Below are 15,487 nucleotides of genomic sequence, written 5' to 3'. Positions count from 1 at the left end.
CGCACACCGAGTCATGACGTCCATTATTACCGCCACGCATTCCCCTACCCCCATCCGCACCGAGATCGCCACCCTCTGGCGCCTGTCGTGGCCGATGCTGGTGGGCCAGCTGGCGACCGTCGGCATGGGCGTGGCCGACGTGGCGATGACGGGCCACGTCAGCGCCGCCGAGCTGGCCGCGGTCTCGCTCGGCACCTCGGTCTGGTCGATCATCCTCGTCACCGTGATGGGCATCATGATGGCGGTGAACTCGGTGGTCGCCCACGAAATGGGCGCCGGGCGCTTCGACAGGATCTCGCATTCGGTGCGCGAATCGCTGTGGATGGGCCTGATCGTCGGCGTGGCCGGCTGCCTGGCGGCGAACGCCTGCGCGCTGCTGTTCGACCACATCGGCCTGGAACAGGCGGTGGCCGACCGCGCCAAGACCTTCCTGCACATCATCAGCCTGGGCATGCCGGCCTTCGGCTGCTACCGCGCGCTGTACGGCTACACGACCAGCATCAACCAGACCAAGCCGATCATGATCATCGCCATCTGCGGCCTGGCCTACAACGTGGCGCTCAACTGGATCCTGGTGTTCGGGCAGTTCGGCTTTCCGAAGCTCGGCGCGCTGGGCTGCGCGGTCTCGACCGCCAGCGGCGTCTGGCTGATGCTGGCGGCGATGGTCGGCTGGATCAGGGTTTCCGCCGCCTACCGCGCGACCTACCCGTTCACGCGCTGGGAAGGTCCGAACTGGAGCGAGATCGGCAGCATGCTGCGCCTCGGCCTGCCGATCGGCGTGACCCATTTCGCCGAGGTCAGCGCCTTCGGCGTCGTCAGCCTGCTGGTGGCGCGCTTCGGCGTGGTGCAGGTGTCGGCGCACCAGATCGCGCTGAATTTCATCTCGCTGGTGTTCATGGTGCCGCTCAGCTTCGGGATCGGCACCCTCACCCGCGTCGGCCAGGCGATCGGCGAAGGCAATCCCGTGCGGGCGCGCTTCGTGGCCTGGACCGGCACCGGCCTGTGCATGTCCTTCGGCCTGCTGTCGGCCGCCTTCATCGCCCTGTTCCGCTGGCAGGTCGCGGCCATGTACACCTCGGACGCCGCGGTGCAGGCGACCTGCGCGATGCTGCTGCTGTTCGCGGCGGTGTTCCAGCTGTCCGACTCGACCCAGGTCGCGGCCGCCTCGGCGATCCGCGGCTACAAGGTCACGCGCTCGCCGATGGTGATCCAGATGATCGCCTTCTGGGGCGTGGCCTTGCCGGTCGGCTGGATCCTGGGCCTGGCGCCCGGCTGGTTCCCGTGGTCCCCGGGCGCGCCGATGCAGGCCACCGGTTTCTGGATCGGCCTGGTGCTAGGGCTGACCGTGGCGGCGGTGCTGCTGGCGTGGTCGCTCAACAGGCTGGCGAAGCTGCGGGTGCGCGAGGCGGTGACGCCGCGTTGAGCTACGAGGGCGCGTAGCTCTGCGGCGTGCCCAGTAGTCTCAAGTCAAAAAATCCCTTGTCGAGCAGGGTGCCATTCGCCAGATCACCGACCTTCGCGTCCGTAGAGTAGTTCTGCCTGCGCAAGGTGACATACGGGTTCTGGTTATACGAGGTATTGGCTGCCGGTTCCACATACCGCACCGGCAGTTCGACACAATTACCGTCGTTCGACGGAATAAAATGCTTTTTCCTCTTCAGGGTCTCTACGTAGGCACTCGACATCCACCACGCCAGGGCCGTACGGCTTAAAAGCATTTCGCCGCGATTTTCGATAAACAGTACGCACACCAGCATCGCATTCGGCGTTCTGCAGATCAGCTCGAGGTCGGTTGTCTTGATGATGAACGTACCCTCCCAGGCCGGCCTTGCATCGCCTTTTTCCGGCGTCGTCAGCACGACCTGGCGACTCTTGACCTGCATATAGAATGGCATATCGACGGAAGGGCTTGCCTCGGCCGATGCCTGCGTCGATTGCGCGCGCATGTGCCGATAGGCATGGGTAACGACGAGGTCGAAGCCGCGGTCGATCGGCAGCTTGAACGCTTCCATATTGTGGCGAAAGCATTCGGACATCACATAATGTTCGCCGGCTGCGCCGATATACAGCCATTCGATAGGAATGTGCGGTGAATTCATGCTTTGCTCAGTGGCGATAGCGCTCGAGTAGATCTTTCACCTTGGCGAGGATTTCGTCCTTTTCTTCCTGGCTCAGGTCGTCGTTTACGTCCGCCGTTTCGCGGCTGATGCGGCGGAGATAATCCTCGATGTCCTGACGGTGACTACGCCAGATCTCCTCTGCCTGTTCGATTTCCTGTTCCTTGGTGAGGGTCGTCCTTCCCAAAGCGGCGTCGGCTTCTTCCTCCCAGTCCTCGATCGCCGCTTCAATTTCGTTCTTTAATCCCGATGCGTTGCTCATATCACTCCTTCGCAGTGGATGCCAGTTCCCGATGGCAAGTCCGATGATTCTACTGTGGGAATATGCGCCCAAATCTCTCCAATTCTCTTGAGGATTCAAGCAGTAATTACAGCTTTTCACCCCCGACTCTGGTATCGTCTCGCCGTTGCATAAAATTAATTTTTACCCGCGAGACAATCCATGCGCCTTCTTCTCTGCCTCCTGGCCGCCCTGTCGGCCGTTCCCGCATCCGCGGAACGCCTGACCCTGGACCGCATCTACGCCGACCCGGCGTTGTCCGGTCCTGGCGTCCGCAACGTGCGTGTGTCGCCCGATGGCGAACGCGTGACCTTCCTGCGCGGCCGCGCCGACAACCAGTTCCAGCTGGACCTGTGGGAATACAATATGAAGGACAAGACCACGCACCGCCTGGTCGACTCCAAGAAGCTCGTTCCCACCGAGAACCTGTCGCTGGAAGAAAAGGCACGCCGCGAACGTGCGCGTACCGCCAGCCTGTCCGGCATCATCAGCTACAGCTGGGCGCCCAGCGGCAAGCAGATCCTGGTGCCGATCGCCGGCGACCTGTACCTGGTCGACGTCGCCAATCCGGACAATGCGCGCAAGGTCGCCTCGGGCAACGTCGGCGATCCGAAGATCTCGCCGAAGGGCCGCTACGTCTCCTTCGTGCGCGACCAGAACCTGGTTGTCATCGACCTGTCGACCGGCAAGGAGCGCCAGCTGACCACGGACGGCAAGGGCACCATCCACAACGGCGAAGCCGAATTCGTCGCCCAGGAAGAAATGGGCCAGCGCACCGGTTACTACTGGGCGCCGGACGATTCCGCGATCGCCTACAAACGCTACGACGAAGCCCCGGTGCCGGTCGCGCGCCGCTTCGAGATCTTCGCCGACCGTACCGAAGTCATCGACCAGCGCTATCCGGCCGCCGGCGACCCGAACGTGCTGGTCGACCTGATGATCGTCGATCCGGCCTCGGGCGCGCAGAAGAAGGTCGACCTCGGCGCCGACAAGGACATCTACCTGGTCCGCGCCGACTGGGCCGCGGACGGCAAGACCCTGGTCTACCAGCGCCAGTCGCGCGACCAGAAGCGCCTCGACCTGGTCGCCGTCGACGCCGCCAGCCTGGCGCAGCGCACCCTGCTGACCGAAACCTCGAAGACCTGGGTCAGCATCCACGACGACCTGACCTTCCTGAAGAACCGCCCGGCCTTCATCTGGGCCTCCGAGCGCAGCGGCCGCAACCACCTCTACCTGTTCGACATGAACGGCAAGGAGTTGCACCCGATCTCGAAGGGCGAATGGGGCGTCGACGAGATCCTGGCCGTCGACGAAGACGCAGGCAAGGTTTACATCGCTTCGAACAAGGATGCGGTGATCGACAAGCAGACTTACGCGCTGAACCTGGACGGCAGCAATGCCGACACGCCGGTGCGCATCACCAAGACCGATGGCTGGCACAACGACACCTTCGCCAAGAACGGCAAGATCTTCGTCGACACGTTCTCCGATCCGAAGACCCCGCCGCAAGTGTCGATCCGCAATGCCGACGGTTCGATGGTCGAGTGGCTCGAGCATAACGAGCTGAACAAGGATCATCCGTACGCCAAGTACGTCAGCAGCCACCTGCCGACCGAATTCGGCAGCATCAAGGCCCACGACGGCCAGACGATGGCGTATTCGATGATCAAGCCGGCCAATTTCAATCCGGCCAAGCGCTATCCGGTCTTCCTGTTCGTGTACGGCGGCCCGCATTCGCAGCAGGTCACCCGCGGCTGGGGCAACCTGTTCAAGCAGTACATGGCGCAGCAGGGCTTCGTCGTGTTCACGCTGGATAACCGCGGCTCCTCGCGCCGCGAGCGCGCCTTTACTGACGTCATCTACGGCGAACTCGGCAAGCACGAAGTCGAAGACCAGCTGACCGGCATCGACTGGCTGGCCAAGCAGAAGTTCATCGATCCGAAGCGCGTCGGCGTGTTCGGCTGGAGCTACGGCGGCTACATGACCCTGCGCCTGCTGGAAGCTGGCTCGGACAAGATCGCGATGGGCGTGTCGGTGGCGCCGGTGACCGACTGGTCGCTGTACGACACCCACTACACCGAGCAGTTCCTGGGCGGCGGTCCGAAGCAGAATCCGGAAGGCTACCAGCAGAGCGGCGTGTTCGCCCACCTGGACGGCCTGAAGTCGCCGCTGCTGCTGGTGCACGGCATGGCCGACGACAACGTCCTGTTCACCAACTCGACCCGCCTGATCGACGCCCTGGTGAACCGCAACGTGCGCTTCGAACTGATGACCTACCCGGGCGCCAAGCACGGCATCTCCTCGCGCGCGGGCCAGCGCCACGTGTACGGGATGATCGAGGCCTTCTTCAAGAAGAACCTCGGCGGGGCCAGCGCCAAGTAAGGTAGGTGGGCACTCCGTGCCCACCTTCAACAAAAACAGCCGCTCGAAAGCGGCTGTTTTTGTTTGGTGAACATTCGCGTGGGCAGCTTGTGCCCACCCTACTTATTCGGTCGCGTCGTTCAGCTTTTGCTGTGCATCGCCCAGCTTTTCCTGGGTCTTGCCTTCGACCTGGTTCTTCAGGCCCTTGACCTGCTGCTCATTGCTGCCGACCAGCTTGCCAGCTTCTTCCTGGATCTTGCCACCGATGTCTTGCAGTTTGCCTTCGACTTGATTCGAGTTCATGGTGCTCTCCTTTCGTTGACTGTGACTCAATGATAAGAAAGCTTGACTAGGGGCTCCGTTCGCGCACGCACATAGCTCAGCCGCGCGCCGGTCCGAACGCGACACGGCTAGGCTAGCATTGCCATGACCGAAAAAGAGTCCGCCCCGCCGCCCGTTGACGCCGCCCCGCCGACGCCCGCACATCGTCGCCTGATGCGCCGCTTCGCCCTGGTCGACGGGATCGCCGCCCTGTTCCTTGCCCTGCTTGCCGGCATTTACTATGCGGCCAATGCCCTGCTGCTGGTGTTCGCCTGCATACTGTTTTCCATCCTGCTGTATGAGCTGAGCGCCATCCTGTGCCGCCGCTTCCACATCAACCGCAAGCTGGGCCTGGCCATTGTCGTCGTCGTGCTGCTGCTCGTGATCGGGCTGGGCGGCTGGGCGATGGCGCCGCAGATATCCGAACAGTCGAGCCAGCTGGCGAAGGAGATCCCGGCCTCGCTGCAGCGCCTGCAGCAGATGGTGGCGCAGCATCCCCTGCTCAGGCGCCTCGCCAGCGAATTGCCGCAGCCCAAGCAACTCTTGCACTACCTCGGCAGGATGGTGCCGGACGCCGGCCTGTTCTTCGGCGGCGTGCTCGGTGCGATCGGCAACGTCGCCATCATCCTGTTCGTCGGCATCTATTTCGCGATGTCGCCGCGCCGCTATATCGACGGCTTCATCACGCTGGTGCCGCCGCGCAAGCGCGAACGCGCCGGCCAGGTGCTGCACGAGATCGGCAGCACGCTGGCGCGCTGGCTGCTCGGCACCTCGTGCTCGATGCTGATCGCCGGCGTCGCGACCTCGATCGGGCTGAGCCTGCTCGGCGTGCCGCTGGCGCTGATCCTCGGCATCATCGCCGGCCTGCTCGACTTCATTCCCTACCTCGGCCCCATCATGGCAGGCGTGCCGGCGGTGCTGGTCGCCTTCTCGGTCGATCCGCAACTCGGCCTGTACACGATCCTGCTCTTCCTCGGCATCCAGATGGTGCACGGCTACGTCATGCAGCCGATGATCGATTCCTGGGCGGTATCGCTGCCGCCGGCCCTGATCATCGTGATGCAGCTCGTCTTCGGCACCATCTTCGGCTTCGCCGGCATCGCACTGGCGACGCCGCTGACGGCGAGCCTGATCCTGCTGGTGAAGATGCTGTACGTGCAAGATATTCTCGGCGACCGTCCCACGGAGAAAGAGGGCGCGGCGCCAAGCGGCTAGCAGGACAATCTCGATAAGGACCAGACCAATGAATATTCGCAGCTTCCTCCCTTCCGCCCTGATCGGCGCCGTCGCCAGCGCACGATCGATGACGCCCATGGCCACCATCGCGACGGCGCGCCTCGCGGACCGCCATACGCCGGGCGAGCTCTTCCTGCTGGATCGCCCGGTGTTCAAATACGGCGCGCTCGCCATGGGGGCCGGAGAACTGTTCGGGGACAAGATGAAGAGCGCGCCCGACCGCACCGTCTTCCTGGGGCTGCTGGCGCGCGTGATGAGCGCCGGGATCGCCGGCGCCGCGCTGGCGCCGCGCGGACAGGAAAAGACCGGTGCAGCGGTGGCGGTCGCCACCGCCGTGCCGCTGGCCTACCTGACGCTGGCGGCCCGCAAGCAGGCCATGGCGCGGATCGGCCAGACCCGCAGCGGACTGATCGAAGATGCGCTGATCGTCGCCGCGGGCGCGGCGATCGTGGCGCTGTCGACGCAGCAGGAATGATACAGGCGCGCCAGGCGCTCTTCAGTCGGGCAGCCGGATATCGGTGAGCTTCCAGTTGGCGAAGCCCTGGCGCTGCATCACTAGCGCCATCCTGTCCTTGCCGGCGCCGCTGTCCGCGTCCTGGACGTGGAAGAGCACGGTGTCGACGCCCTTGCGCTCGGTACGCCAGACGGTCTTCTCATGCGTCGCTTCCTGGCGCTCTTCGCCGTCCTGCTCGCCGCTGCGTTCGATCTTGAACCTTCCTTCCCGCATGGCGAACATGATGGTTTCGGGACGCACCGCGACATCGATCATCTTGTCCACCAGCACATGCGCCAGCATGCCGCCGAAGGCATTCACCGCGCCCTCGGCGCCGACGCCCTTGTCGATGCGCGCCGAGAATTGCCCTTTCAGGCTTTCGCGCAGTTTCGGGAAATCGACATGGGCGTTGAAGCGCCCGGCGTCGGCCGCCATCGCGGCATCGCGCAGTTCGCGCACGACCAGATACGGCGACCAGTACCAATAGGCCGCGACGCCTGCGGCGACGACAAGCGCCGCCGCGGCGAGTATCCGTTTTTGTAATGTGTTCATTGACCGAGCATTCTTCATAGTAACGACACCAATATAGCGCCTGGCCTGCCAAAAGAAAACAGCCGCCCGGAGGCGGCTGTTTTGGAGGATAAACGCCTAGGCAATGCAGATCAGCGGTTACCCTTGCCGACGATATCTTTCGCGTCGCCGACCTTTTCCTGCACCTTGCCTTCAACCTGTTTGTTCAGGCCTTTGGCTTGTTGCTCGCTGCTGCCAACGGCTTTGCCGACACCTTCTTGAATCTTGCCGCCAATGTCTTTGGCCTTGCCTTTGATCTGGTCCTCGTTCATGGACACCTCCTTTCAATAGGTTAACGAACCCTCGACCCGCTGCGCATCCCATCCGGTGGACCGCCGAGACTGGTGGCGGTGTCGAGGTCCCGTCGATACCACTCGGTTGTCGAGCGGCACAGTTCCATCTTGGGCCGATTATGAGCCTCACTCTGTTCGCCGATTAACGTAGCGGAATCATTTTCGCCAAACACTGGCCAGCCACGGCTGTTGCTCGCGCGGCAGGCCCTCGGGGCGATAATAGTGGCGGATCGGCATGAAACCGGCCTCGACCAGAAAGCCTTCCCAGGCCGGATAATCGTGGAAGCTGCCCCAGCGCGGGCCATTCCAGCCCTCTTCGTTGTTGCCGCGCGGATTGGAACTGAACAGCACGCCGCCCGGCTTGAGGGCCTCGTGAAGTTCGCCCAGCACCTTGGGCAGCAGGCTGCGCGGCACGTGGAACAGCGAGGCGTTGGCGTAGATACCGTCGAACAGGCCGTCCGGCAGTTCGAGGTCGAGGAAGTTCTGCAGCCACACTTCGCAGCCGCTGTAGCTGGCCGCCATTTCCACGAATTTCGCGCTGCCGTCCAGGCCGATGGCGCGGTGGCCCATGTTCCTGAAGGTCTTCAGGTCGCGTCCGGGGCCGCAGCCGAGGTCGAGGATGGTGAAGGGCGGCTCGGCCTCGATCGCCTCCAGCAGCGCGGCGATGTTCTGGCTGACGTCGTGGTCGATGGTGCCGGCGAAGAAGCGCGGCGCGTTAACGTCGTAGTGATGAAGCGTACGCTCCGCTATTTCGCGGAATTCGAAGTCCTGTCCCATATACGGATGCCGGCGCACGATGCGCCGCCTGATGTCGAGATATTCCTGCTTCATGAGCACCTGCGGTAAGTAATGCCAGGCCATTGATTCTAGGCCTGACATCCTTAGCACCGGTGTCCCTTACCTTCTACAAACTTTTACCACGCCCTTACCACACGCGTACACGGTCTTCCGGCGCCAGGTAGAGCTTCTGGCCCGGCTGCACATCGAAGGCCTTGTACCAGGCGTCCAGGTTGCGCACGGTGGCGGTGCGGTACTGCGGCGGCGCGTGGCCGTCGGTCAGGATGCCGCGGCGTTCGGCCGCCTCGCGCGCCTTGTTGCGCCAGCTGTGCGCATAGCCCATGAAGAACTGGCGGTCGCCCTCCTCGCCCGCCTTGGTGCCGCCGGCAGCCTTGTAGGCATCGTAGGACGCGGCCAGGCCGGCCAGGTCGGCCAGGTTTTCCGACAGGGTCAGCTGGCCGTTGACGGCGAGATCCGGGAAAGGCTTGTACTCGTTGTACTGCGCCACCAGCTTGCCAGACGCCTGCTTGAAGTGCTCCATGTCCTGCTTGGTCCACCAGTCGCGCAGGCGGCCCTGGGCGTCGAACTGCGAGCCCTGGTCGTCGAAGCTGTGGCTGATCTCGTGGCCGATGATGGCGCCGATCGCGCCGTAGTTGGTGGCGTCCGAGGCCTTCGGATCGAAGAACGGCGGCTGCAGGATCGCGGCCGGGAAGTTCAGCGCGTTCTGCAGCGGCAGGTTGACGGCGTTGACCAGCTGCGGCGGCATCGACCATTCGGTGCGGTCCGGCTTGCGGTGCAGCTTGGCGATCTGCTGGGCGGTGTGGAACTCGTCGGCGCGCACGGCATTGCCGAAGGCATCATCAGGCACGACCTTCAGGCCCTCGTAGGACTTCCACTTGTCCGGATAGCCCACGCCCACGTACAGGGTGCGCAGCTTTTCCTTGGCCTGGGCGCGGGTGGCCGGCGCCATCCAGTCCAGCTTGTCGACGCGCTTGCCGAAGGCGTCCACGATATTGCCGACCATCTGCTGCAGGCGCGCCTTGTTCTCGGCCGGGAAGTACTTGGCCACGTAGATCTTGCCGACCGCCTCGTCCATCGCCCCGTTGGTCGCGCCCAGCGCGCGCTTCCAGCGCACCGACTGCTGCGGGGTGCCGCTCAGCGACTTGCCGTAGAAGTCGAAGCGCTGGTCGGCGAAGGCCTTCGGCAGCACGTTGGCCATCTGGTTGATGCGGTGGAAGGCCAGGTAATCCTTCCAGGTGGCCAGGTCGGTCTTCTGCACCAGCGCCGCCTCGCCCACCACCGCCGACGGATGCCAGACAATGAACTTCTGCTGGTCGCCCAGGCGCGCGGCCTTGAAGAAGGCGTTCCAGTCCATGCCCGGGGCCTTGCTGGCGAAGTCCTTCACGGTCCAGGTATTGTCGGCCTTCAGCACGTCGGCCGAGTCGGCGCGGGTAGCGTGGGTATTCGCGATGTCGACTTCGAGCGCGAACACCTTGGCGGCGCGCGCCTCGGCATCGTTGTAGCCGGCGAGTTTCAGCATCGTCGCGATGTGCTGCTGGTACTTGGTGCGCAGGCCGGCCATGCGTTCGCTGCTGTCCAGGTAGTAGGCGCGGTCCGGCATGCCCAGGCCGCCCTGCAGGAGGTAGGGCATGTGGCGGCTGGTGTCGTGCAGGCCCTGCGCGACCCACAGGCCGAACACGTTCTCGGTAAAGAAATTGGTGTTGTTCAGCGGGTCGACGTCGGCGCGGATCGATTCGCCCAGCGCGCGCACGAGGCCGGCCTTGTCCTTGATGGCGTCGATCTTCGCCAGCATCGGCTTGATCGGGGTGACGCCCTTGCCTTCGATGGCGGCCTCGTTCATGTAGGTACGGTAGTAGTCCGACACCTTGCGCGCTTCAACGCTCAGGTTCTTCTCGCCGGCCAGGTCCTCGATCATCTTGACGATGCGCTGGTTGGTCTCTTCCGCCAGCGCGCCCATTGCGCCCCAGGAGCTGCGGTCGGCCGGGATCTCGGTCTTCGACAGCCAGTCGCCGTTGGCGTAGGCGAAGAAATCGTCGCCGGGGCGCAGGGCGGCGCTGGCCGCGGCCTGGGATTCTGCCTTCGGCGCGGTCGCCTGCTGCGCCTGGCTCGGCATCGACATGAGGGTGGCGCCGCACAGGGCGAGCACGATCGCAGTCTTTATTGGGGTCCAGCTGGTCTTCATGATTTCCCTTCTTGGTGAGTGATCGTCTTATTGTAGTACCTGGTGTTCATTTGAGCGCCTCGCGCACCTGCGGCAGCAGGCGCGCCTTCTGGGCCGCGCGCACACGGATGCCGCTGGCGACCCGCTGCGCTTCGACCTGCGCGTCGGCTTCGAAGTTCTGGCGGACGAAGTCTTCCATGCGCTGGGCGTCCTGGGCGTTCGACGAGGCGGCGACGATGCCCGGGAAGGCGCGGTTGCGGTTGACCGAATCCTGGGTCTTCATCAGCTGTTCGCGGTTGGCGACGGCGAAGTTCCAGGCCTGGTCGGGGTGCTCGCGGCCCACGCCCTGCACGATGCGCGCGACCATGGTCGGCGGCGTGGATGGCGCCAGCGCCATCTGCAGGACCTTGCCGGCCAGCGCCGGATCCTGCACCTGGACCAGGGCGCCGGTCAGGCGCGAGCGCTCCTCGTTGTCCTGGGTCGCGGCCAGGCGCTGGGCGATGGCGGCGAAGGTCGGGGCGTCGGCGTAGCGGCCGGCCGCCGAGGTCACGAAGCCGATCATCGCCGGACTGACCGCGGCAGGATCCGTCATCCAGCGCTGGAAGCGGCGGCGCGCCTGGGCGATCGCCTCGTCGTCGCCATTGCGCGCCATGAAACCGGCCAGCAGCGCACGCAGCTGGGCGTCCTCGGCGCTTTCAGCGGCTTTCTCCTCCCAGCCGAGGCTGGCAAGTTTCGGCCTGGCGAAGCCGGCGATGAAGCGGCGCAGCTGCGGGCGCTCCGGTTCGCCGCGCGCCAGCGAGTCCAGGAAGTTCAGGTCGGACAGGATCGCTTCCCAGACCGCCAGGCGCGGCTCGTCGCGCAGGCCGCCGGCCAGCTTCAGCCAGGCGTCGAGCGGCATGCTGCCGGCCGTGACCAGGGTCCAGGTGTCGTTCAGCAGCTTCAGGCGGGTGGCGTCCGGCAGGCGCGCGGCCTGGCCGGCCAGGGCGTCGAAGCTGGCGCGGTCGTACTGGATGCGGAAGTAGCCGACGCTGTGCGGGTCGACCACCAGCGTGCCTTCGCAGCCGGGCAGCGTCACGCGGGCAGAGGCGCCGCTCAGCAGCGTGGTCAGCGCCTTGCCGTTCACGATGCCGACCTGCAGCGGCACGTTCCACAGCCGCTTATCAAGGGCCGGCTCGTCCAGGCGGAACTGCTGCTGGCTGAGGGTCACCCGGCGCTTGCCGTCCTCGCAGGCCTGCTCGACCTTGATGAGCGGGAAGCCCGGCTGGGTGGTCCAGTCCGAGGCCAGCTTGCCGACCGGCTTGCCGGACGCCTGCTCGAGCGCCGTCCACAGGTCGCTCGATGTGGTGTTCGAATACTGGTGCTTCGCCATGTAGGCGCGGATGCCCTTGCGGAAGGCGTCCTCGCCGAGGTAGGCCTCGAGCATGCGCAGGAAGGCCTGGCCCTTTTCGTAGGTGATGTCGTCGAAGGCGTCGGCGGCCTGGGCTTCGGTCTCGACCGGGGTCTGGATCGGGTGCGTGGTCTTGCGCGCGTCGAGGTTCATCACGCGCTCGCGGTCGCCGATGTTGGCCAGGTAGGGCCGCCACTCCGGATGGAAGTGGTCGGTGGCCTTGGACGCCATCCAGGAAGCGAAACCCTCGTTCAGCCACAGGTTGTCCCACCAGGCCATGGTCACCAGGTTGCCGAACCACTGGTGCGCCATCTCGTGGGCGTTCACCGAGAAGGTCATCTGCCTGACGTGCTCCGGGCTGGTCTTCGGATCGTACAGCAGGGCCGTTTCGTTGTAGACGATGCCGCCCCAGTTCTCCATCGCGCCGTTGAAGCCGTTCGGGATCGCGATCTGGTCGAGCTTGGCGAGCGGGTAGGAAACGCCGAAGTAATTGTTATAGAAGTGCAGCAGCTCGCGGCTGGCGCTCAGGGCGAAGGCGCCCTTCTCCTTCTTGCCCTCGGTGGTGACGACGCCGATCTCGACCCCGTCCTGCTTCGTGCTGATGCGCTCGAACTCGCCGGCCGCCAGCACCACCAGGTAGCTCGGCATCTTCGGGGTCGGCTTGAAGCTGATGCGCTGCTTGCCGCCGGCAAGCAGCGCCAGGCTGTCGACCGGGGTATTCGAGTAAGCCTTGAGGCCGGCCGGCAGGTCCACCGACAGGCGGAACTTCGCGCGGAAGGACGGCTCGTCCCAGGTCGGCAACATGCGGCGGGCGTCGGTCGGCTCCATCGTGGTGGCGATCAGCTTCTTGTCGGCCTTGCCCGCTTGGTAGTTTACGTAGAACAGGCCGCGCCCTTCGCGGTTGATCCGGCCGCGAAAAACCAGCGCGAGACGGTAGCGGCCCGGCGCCAGCTGGGTCGGCAGGGTGAAGCGCAGGGTTTCCTGCCGGTCGTCCAGGACCGGCGCCAGCTTGAGCGCCTTGATGCCCTTCCCCGTCAGGCTGGCGCTGTCGATCTCGAGCGCGGCCGCGTTCAGCATAATGGTCGAGGTCGGCTTTAGGACCTCGATCTCGATCGTCTCGTCGCCGCGGAAGGTATTCGCGTCGAGGTCCGGCGCCAGGTGGGCCTGGTACTCGACCGGAATGACGTCCTTGGGCAGCTTGCCCGGCGTCTTGTCAAAAGAATATGGTGCCTCGGCATGAACGCCGATGGCGGCAATGGCAAGCGCGCTTGCGCCGAGCGCCTGGAATCGTCTCATGGACTTTTCTCCCTTCTCTCTGTCTTGTTATCGTCGGCGCTGCTGTGGCGCACCGATCCAGCCTGCACTATAAGCGGCCGGGATGGCAAATATGACAGGATTGCGACAGGGTGCAAAAAGCCGGGCTGGATTGCACTATCCGGGGAATAGGTCGTGTTTGGGCCATCTGCTCCGTGCGCTGCGTCAAACAGGAAACGGGCAGAATCTTGTCATCGAAAAAATTTTGAAAAAAATCTTTTGAAAACCCTAAAGTTCCTAAAAGCGGCGCCGATAACGACCCAGATACCCGGCAATTCGGCCGGAATTTATATGCGCTGGTGCACTATGACGCCTAACGAAGTCCTCGCCATGTACGAAAACATCGCCGCCCTCAGCGGCCGCATGGCGGTTGCCGCCCGTGACGGCGACTTCGATGGTGTGGCCCGCCTGGAAACGCAATGCGCCCTGCAGGCAAGCGCCACCAAGTCGGGCGTGCCGGCCCTGGAAGGCGCGCAGCGCCTGCGCAAGATCGACCTGCTCAAGCAGATCATGGCCAACGATCGCGCCGTGCGCGACGTGACCGAGCCGTGGCACGGCCAGCTCGAACGGGCGATGAGCGCGCACTGAGCCCTCCCCTTCCCCATGAAAACCCCTGCAACTCGCGTTCCAGGGGTTTTTTGTTGCCAAGGAGCATGTGATGCACGACGAATTCGCGATCGAACTCCAGACCGAACTGAAGCACGGCGACATGGGCGCGGTCATCAAGGGACTGACTGAGTACAACGAGTCGAAAGCAAATGGCGATACGCCGAACTACCTCGTCCTGATCGTCCGCGACAAGGAACAGCAGGTCGTCGGGGGACTGGTCGGCGCCACCTATCTTGGCTGGCTGCAGGTGCAGGCCCTGTGGATGGCCGAGGCGCTTCGGGGACGAGGCTACGGCACCGTCTTGATGCGCCGCGCCGAAGAAGAGGCATTGCGTCGCCAATGCCCAAGGGTGTTTCTCGAAACCCTGAGTTTTCAGGCCCTTCCGTTCTACGAGAAACTCGGCTATACGGTGGCGAGCCGGATCGCCGATTTCCCGCCTGGCGGTGCACGTTACGCACTCATCAGATTCCTTGACGCGCATCCGGCTTAAGGGCTCGACAGCTTCATCAGCACCAGCCCGCCGACGATCAGGACGGCGGCGCACAGGCGAAGCAGGCTGAACTGCTCGCCCAGGAAGGCGATGCCGACGACAAAGGCGCCAACGGCGCCGATCCCGGTCCAGATGGTATAGGCGGTGCCCAAAGGCAGGGATCGCATCGCCAGGGACAGCAAGCCGAAGCTCGCCATCATCGTGACGATGGTAATCAGGGAATACGTGAGATGGGTGAACCCGTCCGAGCGCTTCATCGCATACGCCCACACGATTTCGAACAGACCGGCAACAATCAGCAGGATCCAGGCCATGGCGGCTTCTCCAACAAGCCGGGCCGTCCCGCATGTGTTCCCGACAGGGGGAAGGTCGTCCTTCTGCGGCTATTCTAGCCGATACCCCGACCGGCCGCTCAGCCGGCCAGGGGCCTGCGCTGCGCTGCCAGCACCGGCCCCAGGTTTTCTTCGAGCCACTCCGCCAGATCGCGCATCTTGCCGCTGATCTCTTCTCCCAGCGGCGTCAAGCGGTACTCGACCCGTGGCGGCGCCATCGGGTGGGCGATGCGCTGTACGAAGCCGTCCTGCTCCAGCCAGACCAGGGTCTGGGCCAGCATCTTTTCGCTGATGCCGCCGACCTTGCGGCGCAGTTCGCCGAAGCGCTGGGCGCCGTCGCCGAGGGCCACCAGCAGCAACATGCCCCAGCGGCTGGTCACATGCTTGAGCACCTCGCGCGAAGGGCAGCTTTCGGAAAACACGTCGCCACGCAGCGCGTGGCCTGGGGGGACGTTGTTCATTATCTCTCCTTGCCAATAATGACATCCTAAGCCATATGAACGAACCCGGCCGTTCGCCTGTCTAAGCGTGCGCAGGCAAGAAAAAACCCGCTACGGAAAATCCGGGCGGGTTTCGGGGTATTGCAGAGAGCGAGCACCAGGCATCCCCTGGCGTCGCCTCTTGCCGGTTGCATCCGGCGTTCACCTGCCACTGCAGGCAGGAAAACCGCTTCCGGGTACAGGCGTTTCCTCAACGATCATCCGGTTTTCGCGCCACGCTATCGG

At 64.3% G+C, this 15,487-nt stretch carries 16 protein-coding genes; 6 read left to right on the top strand and 10 right to left on the bottom strand.

What is annotated here, in order from left to right; all coding sequences use genetic code 11:
* Nucleotides 1-13 precede the first annotated feature (13 nt).
* A complete protein-coding gene (locus tag AM586_RS22140) occupies nucleotides 14-1,423 on the top strand; it encodes an MATE family efflux transporter (protein WP_047825679.1) in 1,410 nt (469 codons plus the stop codon).
* A gap of 1 nt (nucleotide 1,424) precedes the next feature.
* Here the strand turns inward: AM586_RS22140 and AM586_RS22135 are convergent, their stop codons facing one another.
* Together AM586_RS22135 and AM586_RS22130 are read right to left on the bottom strand one after the other, a co-directional pair.
* Entirely contained in the window at nucleotides 1,425-2,099 is a 675-nt protein-coding gene (locus AM586_RS22135; RefSeq protein WP_047825678.1) for a hypothetical protein, read from the bottom strand.
* A gap of 7 nt (nucleotides 2,100-2,106) precedes the next feature.
* Nucleotides 2,107-2,379 (bottom strand): hypothetical protein, encoded by a 273-nt coding sequence (locus tag AM586_RS22130; RefSeq protein ID WP_047825677.1) that lies wholly within the window; start codon nucleotides 2,377-2,379, stop codon nucleotides 2,107-2,109.
* Nucleotides 2,380-2,559: 180 nt separating this feature from the next.
* Here AM586_RS22130 and AM586_RS22125 point away from each other — a divergent pair, with 180 nt between their 5' ends.
* Nucleotides 2,560-4,779 (top strand): S9 family peptidase, encoded by a 2,220-nt coding sequence (locus AM586_RS22125; RefSeq protein ID WP_047825676.1) that lies wholly within the window; start codon nucleotides 2,560-2,562, stop codon nucleotides 4,777-4,779.
* A 102-nt stretch (nucleotides 4,780-4,881) separates the two neighbouring features.
* Here AM586_RS22125 and AM586_RS22120 read toward each other — a convergent pair whose 3' ends face one another.
* Nucleotides 4,882-5,061 (bottom strand): CsbD family protein, encoded by a 180-nt coding sequence (locus AM586_RS22120; RefSeq protein WP_047825675.1) that lies wholly within the window; start codon nucleotides 5,059-5,061, stop codon nucleotides 4,882-4,884.
* Between the two features lie 123 nt (nucleotides 5,062-5,184).
* Between AM586_RS22120 and AM586_RS22115 the strand changes: the two genes are divergently transcribed.
* Nucleotides 5,185-6,294 carry an AI-2E family transporter gene (locus tag AM586_RS22115; protein ID WP_052234015.1) on the top strand — a complete coding sequence of 370 codons (1,110 nt, stop codon included), beginning with the start codon at nucleotides 5,185-5,187 and terminating at the stop codon, nucleotides 6,292-6,294.
* A gap of 28 nt (nucleotides 6,295-6,322) precedes the next feature.
* The gene (locus AM586_RS22110) at nucleotides 6,323-6,790 is read left to right on the top strand and encodes a hypothetical protein (protein ID WP_047825673.1); all 468 of its coding nucleotides are present in this window, start codon (nucleotides 6,323-6,325) and stop codon (nucleotides 6,788-6,790) included.
* A gap of 21 nt (nucleotides 6,791-6,811) precedes the next feature.
* Here the strand turns inward: AM586_RS22110 and AM586_RS22105 are convergent, their stop codons facing one another.
* The 5 genes from AM586_RS22105 to AM586_RS22085 all read right to left on the bottom strand — a co-directional run bounded on the left by AM586_RS22105 (nucleotide 6,812) and on the right by AM586_RS22085 (nucleotide 13,313).
* Nucleotides 6,812-7,360, bottom strand: a complete 549-nt coding sequence (locus AM586_RS22105; RefSeq protein ID WP_052234014.1) for a DUF2939 domain-containing protein — start codon at nucleotides 7,358-7,360, stop codon at nucleotides 6,812-6,814.
* A 110-nt stretch (nucleotides 7,361-7,470) separates the two neighbouring features.
* The gene (locus AM586_RS22100) at nucleotides 7,471-7,650 is read right to left on the bottom strand and encodes a CsbD family protein (protein ID WP_047825672.1); all 180 of its coding nucleotides are present in this window, start codon (nucleotides 7,648-7,650) and stop codon (nucleotides 7,471-7,473) included.
* Nucleotides 7,651-7,827: 177 nt separating this feature from the next.
* Nucleotides 7,828-8,448 carry a bifunctional 2-polyprenyl-6-hydroxyphenol methylase/3-demethylubiquinol 3-O-methyltransferase UbiG gene (locus AM586_RS22095; RefSeq protein ID WP_047825708.1) on the bottom strand — a complete coding sequence of 207 codons (621 nt, stop codon included), beginning with the start codon at nucleotides 8,446-8,448 and terminating at the stop codon, nucleotides 7,828-7,830.
* A gap of 148 nt (nucleotides 8,449-8,596) precedes the next feature.
* Complete coding sequence (locus tag AM586_RS22090) at nucleotides 8,597-10,651, bottom strand: M13 family metallopeptidase (RefSeq protein ID WP_047825671.1); 2,055 nt, start codon at nucleotides 10,649-10,651, stop codon at nucleotides 8,597-8,599.
* A gap of 46 nt (nucleotides 10,652-10,697) precedes the next feature.
* Nucleotides 10,698-13,313, bottom strand: a complete 2,616-nt coding sequence (locus tag AM586_RS22085) for a M1 family metallopeptidase (protein WP_047825670.1) — start codon at nucleotides 13,311-13,313, stop codon at nucleotides 10,698-10,700.
* 324 nt (nucleotides 13,314-13,637) lie between these two features.
* Between AM586_RS22085 and AM586_RS22080 the strand changes: the two genes are divergently transcribed.
* Nucleotides 13,638-13,919, top strand: a complete 282-nt coding sequence (locus AM586_RS22080) for a flagellar protein FliT (protein ID WP_047825669.1) — start codon at nucleotides 13,638-13,640, stop codon at nucleotides 13,917-13,919.
* Nucleotides 13,920-13,989: 70 nt separating this feature from the next.
* Entirely contained in the window at nucleotides 13,990-14,430 is a 441-nt protein-coding gene (locus AM586_RS22075; RefSeq protein ID WP_047825668.1) for a GNAT family N-acetyltransferase, read from the top strand.
* On the opposite strand, the gene AM586_RS22070 is transcribed toward AM586_RS22075, so the two are convergent.
* On the bottom strand, nucleotides 14,427-14,744 hold the full coding sequence (locus tag AM586_RS22070) for a multidrug efflux SMR transporter (protein ID WP_047825667.1): 318 nt from the start codon (nucleotides 14,742-14,744) through the stop codon (nucleotides 14,427-14,429). The genes AM586_RS22075 and AM586_RS22070 overlap by 4 nt on opposite strands.
* 98 nt (nucleotides 14,745-14,842) lie before the next feature.
* Complete coding sequence (locus tag AM586_RS22065) at nucleotides 14,843-15,223, bottom strand: helix-turn-helix domain-containing protein (RefSeq protein WP_047825666.1); 381 nt, start codon at nucleotides 15,221-15,223, stop codon at nucleotides 14,843-14,845.
* Nucleotides 15,224-15,487: the final 264 nt, after the last annotated feature.

This window comes from Massilia sp. WG5, from assembly GCF_001412595.2.
GTDB lineage: Bacteria > Pseudomonadota > Gammaproteobacteria > Burkholderiales > Burkholderiaceae_D > Telluria.
The sequence above is the reverse complement of the archived record's forward strand: the minus strand, read 5'-3'. Positions and strand labels throughout refer to the sequence as shown.

Coding starts and splice junctions, on each gene's coding strand:
- AM586_RS22140 (WP_047825679.1), top strand. CDS start 14: ATGACGTCCATTATTACCGCCACGCATTCCCCTACCCCCATCCGCACC.
- AM586_RS22135 (WP_047825678.1), bottom strand. CDS start 2,099: ATGAATTCACCGCACATTCCTATCGAATGGCTGTATATCGGCGCAGCC.
- AM586_RS22130 (WP_047825677.1), bottom strand. CDS start 2,379: ATGAGCAACGCATCGGGATTAAAGAACGAAATTGAAGCGGCGATCGAG.
- AM586_RS22125 (WP_047825676.1), top strand. CDS start 2,560: ATGCGCCTTCTTCTCTGCCTCCTGGCCGCCCTGTCGGCCGTTCCCGCA.
- AM586_RS22120 (WP_047825675.1), bottom strand. CDS start 5,061: ATGAACTCGAATCAAGTCGAAGGCAAACTGCAAGACATCGGTGGCAAG.
- AM586_RS22115 (WP_052234015.1), top strand. CDS start 5,185: ATGACCGAAAAAGAGTCCGCCCCGCCGCCCGTTGACGCCGCCCCGCCG.
- AM586_RS22110 (WP_047825673.1), top strand. CDS start 6,323: ATGAATATTCGCAGCTTCCTCCCTTCCGCCCTGATCGGCGCCGTCGCC.
- AM586_RS22105 (WP_052234014.1), bottom strand. CDS start 7,360: ATGAACACATTACAAAAACGGATACTCGCCGCGGCGGCGCTTGTCGTC.
- AM586_RS22100 (WP_047825672.1), bottom strand. CDS start 7,650: ATGAACGAGGACCAGATCAAAGGCAAGGCCAAAGACATTGGCGGCAAG.
- AM586_RS22095 (WP_047825708.1), bottom strand. CDS start 8,448: ATGGGACAGGACTTCGAATTCCGCGAAATAGCGGAGCGTACGCTTCAT.
- AM586_RS22090 (WP_047825671.1), bottom strand. CDS start 10,651: ATGAAGACCAGCTGGACCCCAATAAAGACTGCGATCGTGCTCGCCCTG.
- AM586_RS22085 (WP_047825670.1), bottom strand. CDS start 13,313: ATGAGACGATTCCAGGCGCTCGGCGCAAGCGCGCTTGCCATTGCCGCC.
- AM586_RS22080 (WP_047825669.1), top strand. CDS start 13,638: ATGACGCCTAACGAAGTCCTCGCCATGTACGAAAACATCGCCGCCCTC.
- AM586_RS22075 (WP_047825668.1), top strand. CDS start 13,990: ATGCACGACGAATTCGCGATCGAACTCCAGACCGAACTGAAGCACGGC.
- AM586_RS22070 (WP_047825667.1), bottom strand. CDS start 14,744: ATGGCCTGGATCCTGCTGATTGTTGCCGGTCTGTTCGAAATCGTGTGG.
- AM586_RS22065 (WP_047825666.1), bottom strand. CDS start 15,223: ATGAACAACGTCCCCCCAGGCCACGCGCTGCGTGGCGACGTGTTTTCC.